The organism is Bacillus swezeyi, from assembly GCF_001969815.1.
GTDB lineage: Bacteria > Bacillota > Bacilli > Bacillales > Bacillaceae > Bacillus > Bacillus swezeyi.
The window spans coordinates 100801-117050 of the sequence record NZ_MRBK01000030.1; the positions used below are offsets into that span (position 1 = coordinate 100801).

Annotated in this window: 17 protein-coding genes; 1 reads left to right on the top strand and 16 read right to left on the bottom strand. The window is 44.5% G+C overall.

The features are described 5' to 3' along the window. Positions 1–29: 29 nt before the first annotated feature. From BTA30_RS19750 to sppA, 12 genes are all read right to left on the bottom strand, one after another. On the bottom strand, positions 30–791 hold the full coding sequence (locus tag BTA30_RS19750) for an SDR family oxidoreductase (RefSeq protein ID WP_076763301.1): 762 nt from the start codon (positions 789–791) through the stop codon (positions 30–32). A gap of 187 nt (positions 792–978) precedes the next feature. Beyond that, positions 979–1122 (bottom strand): hypothetical protein, encoded by a 144-nt coding sequence (locus BTA30_RS23465; RefSeq protein WP_164470264.1) that lies wholly within the window; start codon positions 1120–1122, stop codon positions 979–981. Positions 1123–1198: 76 nt separating this feature from the next. Next, on the bottom strand, positions 1199–2578 hold the full coding sequence (gene argH / locus BTA30_RS19755) for an argininosuccinate lyase (protein ID WP_076763304.1): 1380 nt from the start codon (positions 2576–2578) through the stop codon (positions 1199–1201). Continuing rightward, positions 2575–3786 (bottom strand): argininosuccinate synthase, encoded by a 1212-nt coding sequence (locus tag BTA30_RS19760; RefSeq protein WP_076763307.1) that lies wholly within the window; start codon positions 3784–3786, stop codon positions 2575–2577. The genes argH and BTA30_RS19760 overlap by 4 nt, the downstream gene beginning before the upstream one ends. 192 nt (positions 3787–3978) lie before the next feature. Beyond that, positions 3979–4509: a MogA/MoaB family molybdenum cofactor biosynthesis protein gene (locus tag BTA30_RS19765; protein WP_076763308.1), complete on the bottom strand. Its 531-nt coding sequence runs from the start codon at positions 4507–4509 to the stop codon at positions 3979–3981. Positions 4510–4607: 98 nt separating this feature from the next. Next, positions 4608–5795: an acetate kinase gene (locus tag BTA30_RS19770; RefSeq protein ID WP_076763311.1), complete on the bottom strand. Its 1188-nt coding sequence runs from the start codon at positions 5793–5795 to the stop codon at positions 4608–4610. 225 nt (positions 5796–6020) lie between these two features. Beyond that, entirely contained in the window at positions 6021–7007 is a 987-nt protein-coding gene (locus BTA30_RS19775; protein WP_076763313.1) for a class I SAM-dependent methyltransferase, read from the bottom strand. 82 nt (positions 7008–7089) lie between these two features. Further along, a complete protein-coding gene (gene tpx, locus BTA30_RS19780; protein WP_076763316.1) occupies positions 7090–7593 on the bottom strand; it encodes a thiol peroxidase in 504 nt (167 codons plus the stop codon). Positions 7594–7753: 160 nt separating this feature from the next. Continuing rightward, positions 7754–8209, bottom strand: a complete 456-nt coding sequence (ytfJ, locus tag BTA30_RS19785) for a GerW family sporulation protein (RefSeq protein WP_076763319.1) — start codon at positions 8207–8209, stop codon at positions 7754–7756. Positions 8210–8221: 12 nt separating this feature from the next. After that, on the bottom strand, positions 8222–8905 hold the full coding sequence (locus BTA30_RS19790; protein ID WP_076763320.1) for a DUF2953 domain-containing protein: 684 nt from the start codon (positions 8903–8905) through the stop codon (positions 8222–8224). A gap of 128 nt (positions 8906–9033) precedes the next feature. Further along, a complete protein-coding gene (locus BTA30_RS19795) occupies positions 9034–9549 on the bottom strand; it encodes an RDD family protein (RefSeq protein ID WP_076763323.1) in 516 nt (171 codons plus the stop codon). Between the two features lie 14 nt (positions 9550–9563). Then, complete coding sequence (sppA, locus tag BTA30_RS19800) at positions 9564–10571, bottom strand: signal peptide peptidase SppA (RefSeq protein ID WP_076763326.1); 1008 nt, start codon at positions 10569–10571, stop codon at positions 9564–9566. 192 nt (positions 10572–10763) lie between these two features. Here sppA and BTA30_RS19805 point away from each other — a divergent pair, with 192 nt between their 5' ends. Then, entirely contained in the window at positions 10764–11564 is an 801-nt protein-coding gene (locus BTA30_RS19805; protein ID WP_076763329.1) for an NAD kinase, read from the top strand. A 75-nt stretch (positions 11565–11639) separates the two neighbouring features. Here BTA30_RS19805 and BTA30_RS19810 read toward each other — a convergent pair whose 3' ends face one another. From BTA30_RS19810 to mbcS, 4 genes are all read right to left on the bottom strand, one after another. Next, positions 11640–12284: an HlyD family secretion protein gene (locus BTA30_RS19810; RefSeq protein WP_076763332.1), complete on the bottom strand. Its 645-nt coding sequence runs from the start codon at positions 12282–12284 to the stop codon at positions 11640–11642. A gap of 2 nt (positions 12285–12286) precedes the next feature. Beyond that, the gene (locus BTA30_RS19815; RefSeq protein ID WP_076763335.1) at positions 12287–13921 is read right to left on the bottom strand and encodes an MFS transporter; all 1635 of its coding nucleotides are present in this window, start codon (positions 13919–13921) and stop codon (positions 12287–12289) included. Between the two features lie 141 nt (positions 13922–14062). Continuing rightward, positions 14063–14491 (bottom strand): MarR family winged helix-turn-helix transcriptional regulator, encoded by a 429-nt coding sequence (locus tag BTA30_RS19820; RefSeq protein WP_076763338.1) that lies wholly within the window; start codon positions 14489–14491, stop codon positions 14063–14065. A 27-nt stretch (positions 14492–14518) separates the two neighbouring features. Next, the gene (gene mbcS / locus BTA30_RS19825; protein WP_076763340.1) at positions 14519–16111 is read right to left on the bottom strand and encodes an acyl-CoA synthetase MbcS; all 1593 of its coding nucleotides are present in this window, start codon (positions 16109–16111) and stop codon (positions 14519–14521) included. Positions 16112–16250: the final 139 nt, after the last annotated feature.

Here is a 16250-nt window from a genome sequence, read left to right on the forward strand (position 1 = left end):
CACTCCTCATGTCTAATTTTAATCCTCATTTAGAGAGAATGGCGGTTTATCACATTCAAGCCGCCTGTTGCCTCAATCACTGTTCCAGTAATGTAGTCTGAATTTTCGTCGCAAAGAAAGGTGATAATCCTTGCAATATCTTGACCGGTTCCCGACCTGCCGATCGGTGTTTCTTTGTCGAGGGAAGCCCTCGAATCAGAAATAGAGGCTTCTTTCATCTCTCCGACGATGTTGCCCGGGCAGACCATATTGGCTGTAATGCCTGAGCCCGCTTCTTCAATGGCGATCGTTTTCGTCAGAGATGCAAGCCCCACTTTTGCCGCTCCAAAAGCGGAGCGATGCAGCCAGCCCGGCGCATGGTCCGCCCCCTGAAATCCGTAAGTGATGATCCGGCCGAACTGCTGTCTTCTCATGATCGGAATGACCGCTTTAAACAGATGGAAGACAGAGCTTAAATTCCCTTCAAGCATGTCATACCACTCATCATCAGTATAATCTGCGAGCTTTTTCCGTTCAAATATGTATGGGCCGGCATTATTAATCAGCAGGTCGATTTTTCCGAACCGCTCGAGAGCAGCATTCACCATGTGAAGCAAGTCTTCCTTTTTCGTAACATCCCCTTTTACAAACTGCAAACGGTCAAGGCATGACCGCCATTCTGATTTGAGGCGGCCGACAGCTTCTTCATCCTGCCTGTAGTTGACCGTCACTGAATACCCTTTATTCAAGAGCGCTTCGGTCACTTTACGCCCCAAACCTTTTGAACCGGCTGTTATTAACGCATGGCGCACATCTTTCCCTCCCAAGCATTGGTTCTCGGTTTTCACCATCATTGGCATGATATTCTTTTCTATCTATACTTTACTACAAAACCTTGAGGATATCACATATGGAACATCGGCATTTTTCAAATATGCAGCTATTAAAAAAAGCTGAAGCCATCGATCGTACAATCGGGCTTCAGCCTGTGCCGGCTTTTTATTGTTTGTCTTGATCTAAAAGCGGCTGTTCGTCATCATGAGCAACAAATCCGCTGAAATAGGCATCGGAGATTTGCTGAACGGTTTCTTTTTCGCCATCGGCATCAAACATATATGCCGATTGTAACTGATCCTTTTTCATTCCTACACCCCTCTTTTCGATTCACAGCTTTATTTTGCGTTCAAATCGGCGCAGTTATGAATCGAATCGGGAAGTGTTAAAAATTGTTCAAACATTGCTTTGCTTTTTGAAGAGCTTCCTCCACTTTTTTAAATCCGGTCCCGCCTTCACTCATTCTTTTCTCGACCGCATGATGAGGGTCAAGCACGATGTAGACATCTTCCTCAAACAGCGCGCTCGCATTTTTAAATTCTTCAAACGGCAGACCGCTGAGGAAAATGCCTTTCTCAATACAAGTGTAAACAAGCTTGCCGACGACTTCATGCGCCTCTCTGAACGGCATACCCTTTTTCGCCAAGTAATCGGCCAGCTCGGTTGCATTTGAGAAATCCTGTTCTGTGGCTTTTTTCATCATGTTCTTGTTCACCGTCATCGTTTTTATCATCCCGGCAAAAATCTCCAGGCTTCCTTCCACCGTTTTGACCGTATCAAACATGCCTTCTTTATCTTCCTGAAGGTCTTTATTGTAAGCCAGCGGGAGGCCCTTCATAATTGTCAGCAGACCGAGCAGATCACCGTATACGCGTCCGGTTTTCCCGCGGATGAGCTCCGCCATGTCCGGATTTTTCTTTTGCGGCATCATGCTGCTGCCTGTGGCATATGTGTCATCAAGTTCGACAAACTTAAATTCCTGTGAGCACCAAAGAATGATTTCTTCGGAAAATCTCGATAAATGCATCATCAGAATGCTGCTCGCACTTAAAAATTCGAGGATGAAGTCCCTGTCGCTGACTCCGTCAAGACTGTTTTCATAAATGGAATCAAAACCGAGCAGTTCGGCCGAATATTCACGGTCGATCGGAAATGTCGTCCCTGCAAGGGCGCCGCAGCCCAATGGCGATTTATTAATCCGTTTTAATGAATCACTGTAGCGTTCTTTATCACGTTCAAGCATCCAAAAATAGGCTAATAGATGGTGAGCAAATGAAATCGGCTGAGCCCGCTGCAAATGCGTATATCCTGGTAAAATCGTCTCAACATGCTCTTCCGCTTGATCGACAAGCACGCTTTGAAAAGCTGTGATCAATTCGATGATATGCTCTGTGTGGTGTTTTAAATAGAGATGCATATCAGTCGCCACTTGGTCGTTGCGGCTTCTTGCCGTATGAAGTTTTCCACCGAGCGGTCCGACCTCATCAATGAGCATTTTTTCGAGGTTTAAATGAATGTCTTCGTAATCGACAGAAAAATCCAGCTCATTTTTTTCCGCTTTGTGCAAAAGAGATGTCAGGCCTTCCTTTATTTTTTCCGCTTCCTCTTCTGTTAAAATGCCGCACTTTTCGAGCATTGAAGCATGGGCGAGAGACCCTGCAATATCTTCTTTTACGAGCGTTTTGTCAAAGTGGATCGATGCTCCGAACTCATCGACCCATTTTTCCGGTGTTTTTTGGAACCGGCCTCCCCAAAGCTTTTTCATGCTTTAATCTGCTCCTTTTTCTTGACGATGCTGTTTACTTTTGTCGGCAGCCCCCACAGCTCGATAAAGCCCACTGCTGCATGATGGTCAAATGCATCATCTTTTGTGTAAGTCGCTAATTTTTCATCATAGAGAGAATACTCAGACTGGCGGCCTTCGACGATCGCATGGCCTTTAAACAGCTTGACGCGGACGACGCCTGTGACATGCTTCTGTGTTTCTTTCAAGAAAGCGAAAAGCGCATCTTTCAACGGGGAGAACCACAGACCGTTATAAATCACTTCAGCCATTTTTTGTTCGATCAAAGGTTTAAAATGCGCCACTTCTTTAACCAATGTCAAATCTTCCAGCTCTTTATGCGCTTTGATGAGCGTCATGGCGCCGGGGCATTCATATACTTCGCGCGATTTGATGCCGACAAGACGGTTTTCAACGTGGTCGATACGGCCTACTCCGTGTTCGCCTGCCAGTTCATTCAGCTTTAAAATCAAGTCTGACAGTGAATATGGAACACCGTCAATGGATACCGGAATTCCTTGTTCAAAAGCAATTTCGATCACATCGGGTATATCAGGGGTTTTTTCAAGCGGCTTTGTTAAATCATACGCTCCTTCAGGAGGCGCAGCCCATGGGTCTTCAAGGATGCCGCATTCATTGCTTCTGCCCCACAGGTTTTGGTCGATTGAATATGGGCTGTCAAGATTGATCGGAATCGGAATGCCGTGCTTTTCTGCATAGGCGATCTCTTCGTCGCGGGACCATTTCCATTCGCGTACCGGCGCGAGAACTTCCAAATCCGGATTCAATGATTTAATGGATACTTCAAAGCGCACTTGGTCATTTCCTTTGCCAGTGCAGCCGTGGGCAACGGCTTCGGCATTTTCCTTTTCAGCAATTTCAACAAGCTTCTTTGCGATCAGCGGTCTTGAAAGAGCTGAAACCAGCGGATATTTTCCTTCATACAACGTATGGGCCTGAAGGGCGGTCAAAGCAAAATCCTTTGCAAATTCTTCTTTTGCGTCAATCATATATGAATGAACAGCCCCAACCTGAAGCGCTTTTTGCTGGACAAATGCAAGATCCTTGCCTTCACCGACGTCAAGACAGCAGGCAACCACATCATACCCCTGTTCTTGGAGCCATTTTATCGCGACAGAAGTGTCAAGCCCTCCTGAGTATGCTAAAACCACTTTTTTCTTTTGCGTCATTTTGTAAAACTCCTCTCATCTAGGTGCTCTTTTTGTATAAAAATAAGTTTTTTCTAATAAAAATACATTTAATATGTATACACTTTAACAAGGAAGTTTGGTTTTTTCAACCTTTTTATAAAAAAAACTTCATTCATTTTTTATGAATGAAGTTCATGTCATATTCAGCTTTATCCGCCGCGGGCACGTGCCTTAAACCCGCCGGCTTTGTGCCATGTCTTTTCTCAGTTCTCTGATGACGTGTGCAAGCTCGGGAACGATCAATTTTGACATTGCCAGCTTCACAGCGCCGCTTGAACCCGGCATCGCAAATACGGCTTTGTTTTGAATAACGCCCGCAGCCGCTCTGGAGAGAATCGCGCTTGCACCGATATCCTCTGTGTAGCTTAGCATTCGAAAGATTTCTCCAAATCCCGGAATCTCTTTTGAAAAGAGAGGAACGATTGACTCGATCGTCACATCCCTTGCGGCAATGCCTGTCCCGCCATTCAGCAGAATCGCATCAATCCGATCGTCAAGACAGCCCTCAAACACCGCTGCTTGAATATCTTCTTTTTCGTCCTTTACAATCTCATAGGAGATGACCTTATGGCCGGCTCCTTTTAAAAATTCTTTCATTAGCCTGCCGCTTTTATCAGTGTCTTCAGATCTTGTGTCGCTTACGGTAATAACCTTGCAGTTTACACAGTCAGGCGCTTCTTTTTTGTGCTGCTCTACGCTCATGGCTGGCGGCCTCCTTTTTTGCAATCTTTTTTCATTATAAAGGAGAACGCCTGTAAAAAAACAGCCCTCTCATAAGAGAAGGCTGTTCCTTTCATTTTTTACTGAGCCAATCTTACAACATCTCTTGCAATCATGACTTCTTCATTTGTCGGAATGATGATGACTTTTACAGGTGAATGCGGATAGCTGATAAATGCTTCTTGTCCGCGGACATTATTTAAAGCCGGATCCCAATATACGCCCATGAATTCCAAGCCGCGAAGGACGCGTTCTCTGACTTCAACGCTGTTTTCGCCGATGCCGGCAGTGAAAATGATGGCGTCGACTCCGCTCATTCTTGCCGCATAAGAACCGATGTATTTATGGATTCTGCTCGCAAATACTTCAAGAGCCGTTTCCGCGCGCTCATTGCCTTCTTTAGTCGCTTCAACAATGTCGCGCAAATCGCTTGAAAAACCGGAAATGCCTAAAAGACCGCTCTTTTTATTGAGTGTATTCAAGACTTCGTCAGCTGTCTGTCCCGTTTTTTCCATAATGAATGGGATGAGCGCCGGGTCGATGTTTCCTGAGCGCGTCCCCATCGCTACGCCGGCAAGCGGTGTAAAGCCCATTGACGTATCGATTGATTCTCCGCCTTCAACAGCAGCGATGCTTGCCCCGTTTCCAAGGTGGCAGGAAATCAGGCGAAGCTCTTTAAGCGGACGGCCGAGAAGCTCTGCTGCGCGTTCAGTGACATATTTATGAGACGTTCCGTGGAAACCGTATTTGCGGATGCCGAACTTTTCATAGTATTCATAAGGCAGACTGTATAAATATGATTGCTCAGGCATTGATTGGTGAAAAGCAGTATCAAACACGGCAACTGCAGGCACATTTGAAAGAACTTCTTTAAACGCTTTGATTCCGATGATATTGGCCGGGTTATGAAGCGGCGCCAATTCAGAAATCTCTTCAATCTCTTCAATCATTTCATCTGTCAATAAAACAGAGTCGCTGAATTTTTCGCCTCCGTGGACTACGCGGTGGCCGATTCCATCGATTTCGTTTAAATCTTGAATAATGCCAAATTCCGTCAGTTTATTCAGCAGCATTTTTACGGCTACAGAATGATCCGGAATATCAGTTGTTTCACTCTTTTTCTCATCGTCGACAGAAATGGTGAAAATGCTGTTGTCTAAACCAATTCGTTCAACCAAACCTTTTGTTAATACTTTTTCGCTGGGCATTTCAAAAAGCTGAAACTTTAATGATGAGCTTCCAGCGTTGATTGCAATAATTTTGGACATAAATGACGCTCCTTTTTACCTAGAGTCCGGTGACTTTATGTTCAACCCGGATCATAAAAAATATGTATAAAATCGTTCTTAGTAAATTCAAAAAATATCTGCCTTTCTCATTTAAACACTCCGAACACTCCATTTCAAGTCGCTATCTTAATTGGTAGCGTTTTCAAAAATAAATCATTATTTTCTGAAAATAAAAACAGTCAGAGAATACCATCTCTGACTTTCTTAGTTCTTTTCATGCCTCAACCAATTGTCGAGTTTAGCCGTCATCTTGAGCATCGCTTCTTTATTTGAAAATGACGGAATCTGAGCGAGCAGCACCTGTTTCGGAGCTTTGGCCTGTTCGCCTTGCTTTTGTAAAACCAAGATGCTTTTGCCATGTGCTTCATCTTTAAAAATCGACAATGGGAGCTGAAGAACTGCATTAATATGCGCGTTGTCTTTTAAAAAGCTGCGCAGCTTTTCGCTTTGGCTGTTTTCAAACAAATGATTCGGAATCATGAAAAATAGGTATCCGCCCGGTTTTGTATATGTCAGGCTTTGCTCAATGAACAGATGATGTGAAAAAGAGTGGCCTTCATCAGCTTTCAGCTTGAACGCCGCGGCGCTTTCATCATCCGGATAATATCCGACAGGAAGATCACAGAGAACCGCATCCACAAGGTCCATAAAAAGAGGCTGCAAGCTGTCCTGGTTAAAAAATTCGATCTCCTTTTGCTGAAGGTTTGCCTGAACATATGCGAGCTTAATCAGTACATCGTCAATCTCTGATCCGAAGGCTTTGCCGGCCTCTTCAGGAAGCTGATTTAAAACGGCAAGCAACAGGTTGCCCGTGCCGGCTGCCGGGTCAAAAAGAGTCATCCCTTTTTTGCGCCCCATGAATTTGTTGACGAGATAGCCGATAAATAAACCGATCGTATCTGGCGTCATCTGCCTGTTCGGATGGGGAATATTTTTCTGGCCCTTCAATATGGCGAGCTGGAACGCTTTGCGTATCGATTCATGGCGGCATTCAGCAAAGCTGGCTTTGCCGATCAGCTCCTCCATTTTTTGGGCGGCTGATTCGGACAGCCCCCGGTTTGCATCCTTTGTAAAGAACGCCTCGCCCGCTTCTGCCAAAGCTTCTATGTATGGAATTTGCCTGTCACCGGCAATGATGTTCGCCCCTTTGTCAAGCCATTCATATATCGTTTCCACTTGAAAGTTTTGCATATATGTCTCTCCTTATCAAAAAATCAGAGCCATGAAAAGAGCTCCGGCAAGTGATCACCTGGAGCCCTTTTTACGTTCAATTTTACTTGATTAGCGATTTTGCGGCTTCAATCGCTTTTTCATAATCCGGATGGTTTGTCGCTTCACTTACATATTCAGTGTACACGACTTTTCCGTTTTCATCTAAAACAAAAACAGAACGGGCAAGCAATCTCAATTCTTTGATATAAACGCCAAACGCTTCCCCAAATGACATCTCGCGGTGATCTGACAATGTTTCCACATTTTCAATTCCGTTTGACCCGCACCAGCGCGCCTGTGCAAAAGGAAGATCTGCACTGATTGTATAAACTTTCACTGAACCGAGGCCTGCGGCTTCTTCGTTGAAACGGCGGGTCTGTGCATCACAAACCCCTGTATCGATAGACGGAATCACAGATATAATAGCGGGTTTTCCTTTTATATCTTGAAGTGTGACTTCCTCAAGCGAGTTGGACAGCACCGTAAAGTCAGGCGCTTGGTCGCCGGCATGCACTTCTGAACCCACCAATGTAACAGGGTTTCCTTTAAATGTTATTGAAGCCATCATCAATTCCTCCTTCACTTATGTATGACTCTACTATAAAAGAGTTTAGGCCAAACTGCAAAACTTAAGTTTGGCCCATACCTGAAAAAAGTTAACTGCAATCAAGACAGTTAACTTCAAGGAGCTGCTGTTTACCGAAAAAGCCAGGCTGACGGATCTTTTAAAACGGCGTATTGTTTTGATGATTCATTTGCTGTTTTTGCTTATCATTTTTCTTGAAGACCTGCTGGATCCGTTCGATCGTTTGCGGGGCTGATTCTAATATCTTATCAATAACATGCGTATTTTCATCCAAGTGCAGAATTTTAACGCCTGATGTGCCGACAATTAAAAAAGCAATCGGCGTAATCGATACGCCTCCGCCGCTTCCGCCGCCAAACGGGAGCTTCGCTTCTTTTCGTTCACGATCCCCGTCACTAGCTTTCGATTCTGCCTGTTTATTGCCGCCGAACTCGCTTCCGCCGGCTGCAAAACCAAAGCCTACTCTAGAGACGGTTAAAATGACGCTGCCGTCAGGTGTTTCTACAGGATCTCCAATAATGGTATTGACATCGATCATTTCTTTTAAATTTTCCATGGCGGTTTTCATCAAACCTTGAATTGGATGTTCAGCCATATTCAATTCCTCCTATACTGATGAATCTTTCTTTGTTGAACCTGACAGATTTTTCGGCAGCTTAAATAAGCCGCGCACTTTCCCTTTCCAATGAATAACGATACTGAATGCTGCGGTTATAGCATGTCCAACGCGGAAATGGAATATACATGTCAGATGTGTTTTGGAAGCCGGGCTGTTGAAGACGGGTATCACCTCATATTCCGGACGATTGTCAAGACAAAAAAACTGATCCAATACAGCGATTGTGCCGGCTTTTAGAGACCAGGCGCCGCCTGTGATGATTCCGGTTAAAGCGGCGTCGGGAAAACCGAGAACAGACGTCCATTCGAGCTTGATCACATGAATTCTCTTTAAAAACTTGCGGATGATCGGCTGAAGATTGATAATCTGTTCGGCCAGCTTTTTCATTTGCCCCAGATTATTCAGCACTTCCCGAAAACCGACTTTTCTTCTCTTTTTATCTTTTTTTAATGCTGTGTTCGTTTGTTCTTTTACATCAATAGTCATGTCCTTTTGATTAACTTTAACCATCGGAATCTCCTTTTTGATGCGAACAAGCCCGAATGCCGTCCGAATCTTGACCGTCAAACGGCCGTCATCATCTGCATGGATGTATTCAACCGCTATGCGGATTTTCATGATCAAAACAGCAGCGAGCATGGCGAGTACTACAGCAATCCATATGTAAATCATGATTTCACTTCCTCTTATATTAGGCATTATAGGAAGAAATCAACAAAAATAAACGTAGCGGACAGCCAAGGTTTAATGACAGCAAAAAACCCGGCTTGCATAAGCCGGGTTTTGATTCGCCCATTCATTCACTTTTTGCGATATAATTTTTCATGAACGACTGCGGTATCCGCAAAAAAGTCGTGAAGGCCCTGTTTCTTTGGCAAAAACGCCACAATGATATAGGTGATATACAAGCTGTTGATGTAGCGGCCGATTATTTCTCTGAAAAAAATGACATCCCATGTCAGCCCTTTTTCAGGAGTTAGTGAAACGACCTGCAGCCCAAACACCATTTTGCCCAATGTTTGTCTAAAGAACTTGGTCATCACGGCAAAGTAGGCAAAAAACACAATAGCCGTTGTGACTGAGTACAGCGAAAAAGTGAAAAAACCTGATTCTTTAGGAAGATTGAGCAAACTGAAAACAGGAGACACCACTAAACGGTTGATGCTGCCTACGACAATCCCATCAAGCAAAAAAGCCCAAAATCTGACCCAAAAGCCGGCAAAGGCATACTCTACCCCTGGGGCCGATTCTTGCCGAGAAACTTCAGCGGGCGATGATAATTCATTATGATCCTTTCCATCATAAGTCACATCCATTTTTCGGTCCCCTCCTATTTAGCGTAAAGATACATCAGTCTTGGTGCGCCGGATTGCGATATCGCTTCTTTAATGTTTAAAAAGTCCGCTTCACTCTTAAAGATTTTGTTTGCGCTCATTGATAAAAGCGATGCAATGCCTGTTGATTCTTGATAGCTGATGACAGATGCGTCTGCAAGGCTTTTATGGTCTTTTTTCATCGCTTTAACCGCATCTTCATAATAGCCGAGTTCATCAACGAGATGGTTCTTTTTAGCCTGGCGGCCGTCATAAACGCGGCCATCGGCGATTTTCTTTACATCGCTTTCAGACATATCGCGCCCTTCAGCAATCACATCTACGAATCCTTCAAATGCATCATCAACCATGGATTGCATGATGTCCCGTTCTTTTTTCGTCATGTCGCGTGTCGGAGACATGATGTCTTTAAATTCCCCGCTTTTAATCGTTTCGGTTTTCAAACCAAGCTTTTCTGCAAGCTCGCTGTAGTTCAGGCTTTCCATAATGACCCCAAGAGAGCCTGTGAGCGTGTCCGGCGCTGCGAAAATTTTATCGGCAGGCGTTGATATATAATAGCCTCCTGATGCGGCCATCGACCCCATTGAAACGTAAATCGGTTTCTTCGTTTCTTTTTTGATTTCTTCCAGCTTCTTATGTATTTCAGCGCTTTCGTATACGCCTCCTCCCGGAGAATTGACGCGCAAAATGATTCCTTTCACTCCGGAATCATCTTTTGCTTTTTCAAGCATTTTTAAGAATGATCTGTGGTTGTATCCATCAGATCCAAGAAGGCTTGCCGAATCTCCGTTATCAGCAATCGTTCCATCCACTTCAAGCACGGCGATTTTGCTCGATCCGCTTCCTTGTTCCAGTACCTTTTCTTCCTGCGTGTCATTGAGTCCAAACTGCATCTTGCTGTCGTCGCCGAAACTGTCAAACACAGCCATCATAAGACTCATAATTGCAGAAATCCCAAAAACGCCCAATGCGATTACAAGTGCTACCCATCTTTTAGGATTCATCCTTTTTCTCCTCCTCCTTTAATTAAAACAGCTACATGTCTTAGTACGTATATGAAGAGAAAAAGTTCAATATGATGATGCTTCATATACAAGAAATATTTAGGACATGATAAACTAGGGTCACAGGTCATTTTAACATATATGTTAGATGGCAGAAAAATCTAAACTTCAACGACAAAGGGGAGAATGATTGTGACAGACCGCCGGAACATCTATTTCTTTTACAAAAAAAGCGAAGAAACTGACGAGCAGTGCAAAAAGCTGAAACAGCTAGCGGAAGAACACGGATTTCGCGTCGTTCACCAGCACGAGAAAGCCAATATTATCGCAAGCATCGGCGGTGACGGCACATTTTTGCAGGCGGTGCGAAAAACGAATTTCAGGGATGACTGCCTGTATGTAGGCGTGGCGAAAAAGGGGAAAGCTCATTTATATGCGGATTTCAATATACATGATACAGATAAAATGATTGAAGCGACAAATTCAGATCAGATTGAAGTCAGAAAATATCCGCTCATCGATGTGACGGTGGACGGAACAAACCGCTTTCAATGTCTGAATGAAGTCTCCATCCGCTCGAGTATTATCAAAACGTTTGTGATGGATGTGTTTATTGACGATTTTCATTTTGAAACATTTCGGGGAGACGGCATGATTGTATCCACCCCGACAGGAAGCACTGCATATAATAAATCTGTCGAAGGAGCGATTGTCGATCCGCTGCTGCCGTGCATACAGGTCACAGAACTGGCCTCACTAAATAACAACACATACCGGACGCTGGGATCTCCATTTATATTAAGCGCAGACCGCAAGCTAACATTAAAAATCGTCCAAGACGGCAATGATTATCCGATCATAGGACTTGATAACGAAGCCTTCAGCACGATGCATGTAAAAGAGGTTGAGGTCAGCCTCTCCGGAAAGGTCGTCAAGACCATTAAGCTAAAAGATAATTCATTCTGGGAAAAAGTTAAGCGCACTTTCCTTTAATCTTTTGAAAACCCTTACACCAAAAAAGGGACAAGAACGGCTGTCTTGTCCCTTTAGATTGTTGATAAAATCCTTTCAATGCGATGATAAAGAAACTTTCACTTCCGCATTCATTCCAGGCAGCACTTTAGAAGACGGATTTTGGATCGAAATCTTCACTTTTACTTTCTCAGTCACTTTCGTATAGCTTCCGCTTGTGTTTATTTCGGGCAGCATTGAAAATACCGAATTCGCCGCATAAGCGATCTCCTCCACTTTCCCTTCAAACGACGCATTAGGATCTCCGTCAACTTTAATATCCACCTTATCGCCTTTTTCGATGTCGTGTAATTCCGTTTCTTTAATATTAGTGGTGATATAAAGATGATCCATGTCAGCGGTTTGTCCGATGACATCACCCGGCTTTACGGTTTGGTGATTGACAGCTGTATTTTTGAGCAATGTTCCGTCGGAAAGAGCCCTGACAGAAACGGACTGCTCACCGTCTGATATTTCCCCGAGTTTGTCGCCGCGGGAAACATTCTCGCCTTCTTTTGTATGCCAGCCGCTCAGTTTTCCGCCTGCGGGTGCAATCACTTTTGTCATATCTGCGGAAACCGCCGCTTCATCTGTTGTCACATAATGCTGATTTTGATAGTAGTAATACCAGCATACAGCTGCAAGCGCCAATACGCTGAGAATGCCGATCATATTGGTGATGATTAATCGTCCTTTACTCATTTTCATCCCATCTCCTTATGTTGATTTGTTGCCGTCGCCGGCTCTGGCAGATGAAGCCGCTTTTCTTTTTGAACGAGCGATCTTCCTTTTCCGGTTGCCGCCTTTCCAATTGAAGCCGCGAGCATGATCGCGGCAAGCCAGAGCAATATGGTAAACAAGTCATGGTAGGCGCCTAAGGCTGAAGCTTTTCTGGCGTTCACCGCAACCGTATAAGCCGCCATATTTTTTGCGTCTCCCAGAGAGAGCCCGCTGTCCACAAAATGGCGGACCATTTTAGACAATTCCAGCTGAATTTCGGGATCAGACTGGCTGATATTCCCCCTGATCGTTTCGTAGTGAACGGTATTCTTTATTGACGCAAACCAACCGAGAACCGGCGCTGCAGCCGCACCGGCAAAATTACGAATAAAATGAAGGGAAACCGAGCGTTTCGAAGCTTGGTGAATATCACCGGCAAGGGCGGTCCCCAACGCTCCCGATACCAATACCATGCTGACCCCGCCGCCTAGCAAAAAGGCATGAACATATAACGAATTCATGGAAACTTCAGGCTGGATCGACCTCCATCCGATACCGACAATCATCATTTGAAAAGCCCCGATGCAGCCTAATATCCCGGCGCCCAAATGATCATACAACAGTGTGCTTAGTATGGCAGTCGCTAAAATCCCCATGAAAAAACAGAGATAAAAGCGGGTGATGTTTTCAAAAGAAGTATCTGCAATGTTTTCCAAAAATCCGTTAATCCCGGCAAGGGCGACAATCAGCGCAATATGAGACACAACGGCCATGATCGTCCCTGACACAGATTTCGCCGTCCATAGCGAATCAAATGGCACTAAAGGATGTTCGGCACGGAGGTCAGTCATGATAAACAGGCCCAATAAGATAAATGCAGCCAAAAAGAACGGCCATACATAAAGCGAATGAAAGCCGCTTTCCTGCAAATGGATAAATGGAACCGCCAAAACTATCATGAGAAGCGACAGCAAGAATACACCCGTCTTGTCAATCGAGTGATTTACGCGCTGAGCAGACGCTTGTTTCGGCAATGTTAAAAATCCAATCACTAGACAAAGAATCGGAGAGCATATATTTAATATAAACACCCAGCGCCATGTATCTGCGCTTAAAGATAATGAACCAAAAACGGCTCCTAGAGCAGAGGAGCCGAACAGCCCGGTGATCACAAAAAATAAAAACAGATGACGGAACTTATTCGGAAAAGAGACCAATTTAACAGGAAGAATCGTCAAAAACAGCATCCCTGCGCTTAATCCTTGGATCACCCTTCCGACAATAAGCGAAATCAAACCTGCCGAAAACGCATCGATAAGCGCCCCGCATAAGAAAACAAAAATGAAGGCCAGGTAGCTGTTCCGAATCCCGAACCTCCTTGAAAGTACACGGCCAAGCGGAACACCGAGCGCAAAAGCTAGGTTTGAGAAAATGGAAGGCATTCGCATATCGCCGGTTGTCAAATGCAGTCCATTTTGAATCACGACTTGATTCAGCGTATATGACAGATTGAGAAAGTATTGCGGCCCAATCGAAAATATTGTTAAAACGGTCATGATTAAATATTTGGGAATGCTGATATTCTTAGCGTCTCGAATGGTTTCATCGGGTTGACTCATCAGTACTCCTCCTTTCTCCTTATGTTTCATAATACAAGTTGTATAATGCAAGTTATATTATACATCCTTCTTTTCATAAATCAACAGATCATCTGATAAAAAAGAAAAAGGCCGCTGATCTTTGATCAACAGCCTAATGAATTATTTGCTCCACTTTTTAAAATCCCGATTCAGCCGTGTTAAATGAGTCTCCAATATGTTCAGTTCTTCATTCGGCCAGTCTTGGAGAATCTCCGTATACACATCGTAGCGGGCCTTTTGAACTTTGTAAAGAATATCAATGCCTTCCGATGTCATTTCTACAAGGCTGATCCGTCCATTTTGCGGATCGGGAAAACGCCTGATGAAATTCTTTCGTTCCAATGCGGAGACCTGTCTGCTTGCGGTCGAAAGATTGAGCATTAATTTTTCTGCCAATGTATTGATTGCAAGAGGACTTTGTTTATCAAGCTCACTCAAGAGCAGGTATTCAGAGCGGTCCAAATTTCCAAACCGCGGACTGTAAGCCGTTGTCAAACGCACCAAAAGCGCGATTTCCTTCTCAATTTTGCGGAGTGAGTCATGAGCCAAGGATATCCCCCCTCTTTCTTGGAAAATTTACTTATCGCCTATCGATTTCCGGGCAATTTCGCGCTCTCTCAGTTCAAAGCGTCTGATTTTCGCCGAAGGCGTTTTCGGCAGCTGTTCGATAAATTCAATTTCCCGGGGATATTTATACGGCGCCGTCATTGTTTTGACATGATGTTGCAGTTCTTTGGCAAGGCGCTCATCTCCCGCTGATCCGTCCTTTAAGACGACGTACGCTTTCACGATAGATCCCCTGACCTCATCAGGGCTTGCGACAACAGCGCATTCTTTGACCTGCGGATGTTTGATCAGCGCATCTTCCACTTCAAAAGGCCCGATTGTATATCCGGAACTGATAATGATATCGTCATTGCGGCTTTCGAACCAAAAATACCCGTCTTCATCCTTTCGGGCCTTATCCCCTGTGATGAAATAATCCCCTCTTCTTTGGAGAAGCGTCCGCTCCTGATCTTTATAATATTCTTTAAACAGAGCCGGTGTACTTAAATGGACCGCGATATCACCTGTTTCACCGGGCGGGCAGATTTCTCCGTCCTCGTTGACAATGTCCACTATGTTGCCGGGAGTCGGTTTTCCCATGCTGCCGGGTTTGATTTTCATTCCTTTCAACACACCGACGAGCAGCGTGCTTTCTGTTTGTCCGTACCCGTCACGCACCTCAACATCAAAATGCTTTTTAAACGTATCGATGACTTCTCTGTTTAATGGTTCGCCTGCTGAAACAGCGCTATGTAATGAAGAAAGGTCAAAGCCAGACAAATCATTGACTTTCGCCATAAAGCGATATTCCGTCGGCGTACAGCAAAGCACATTGATTCGATAGCGTTCCATCAGCTCCATATATGTTTCCGGACGGAACTTTCCATGATAGACAAAACCGGCTGCTCCGCTCCCCAGCACGGCGAACAACGGACTCCACACCCATTTTTGCCATCCGGGTCCTGCCGTTGCCCAGACGAGATCATCTTCTCTGATGTCAAGCCATGCAGAAGCGGTCGTTCTTAAATGGGCATATGCCCATCCGTGTGTGTGCACAACTCCTTTCGGCTGACCTGTCGTTCCTGAAGTATAGGATAAAAGTGCGATATCATTGCGGGATGTATCGGCAGCCTGAAAATCAGCCGCGTCTGCCTCTTCCATTTCTTTAAGCAGATTGATCCATCCTTCTTGATGATCTCCAACAGAAAATACCGTCAGCCCGTCCTTTGACTGGACATCGCGGAATGAATCAATAAATGCAGAATAGACAATCGCGCCTTTTACACCGGCATGTTTGATTCTATAATCCAAATCTTTTGCGCGGAGCATTTCAGAGCAAGGGATCACGACCATTCCCGCTTTTAAAATGGCCATGTATATGGCATACGTTTCTAAAACGCGCGGCATCATCACAATCAGCTTGTCGCCTTTTTTCAGTCCTGAATCGGTTAAAACGCTGCCGATTTTGTTCGTCTTTTCTACCAGCGTCTCATATGTCCATGACATTTTACGGCCGGCTTCATCTTCCCATATTAAAGCCGTTTTATCTGGTGAAGCTTTGAATTTTTCGATTTCATCAACCGCATTATACCGTTCTGGAGCTATCAAATCTTCTCTTTTCAATCATTACATCTCCTCATCATTTGCCATCTCTCTATTATACATAACCGCATATGTATTCTAAAATGTTTTGAATGGCTCCTTTTTTGCCAAATATAAAAAGAGTGGGGAAAAACCCCACCCAGGCTGTCGAGAAAATCGA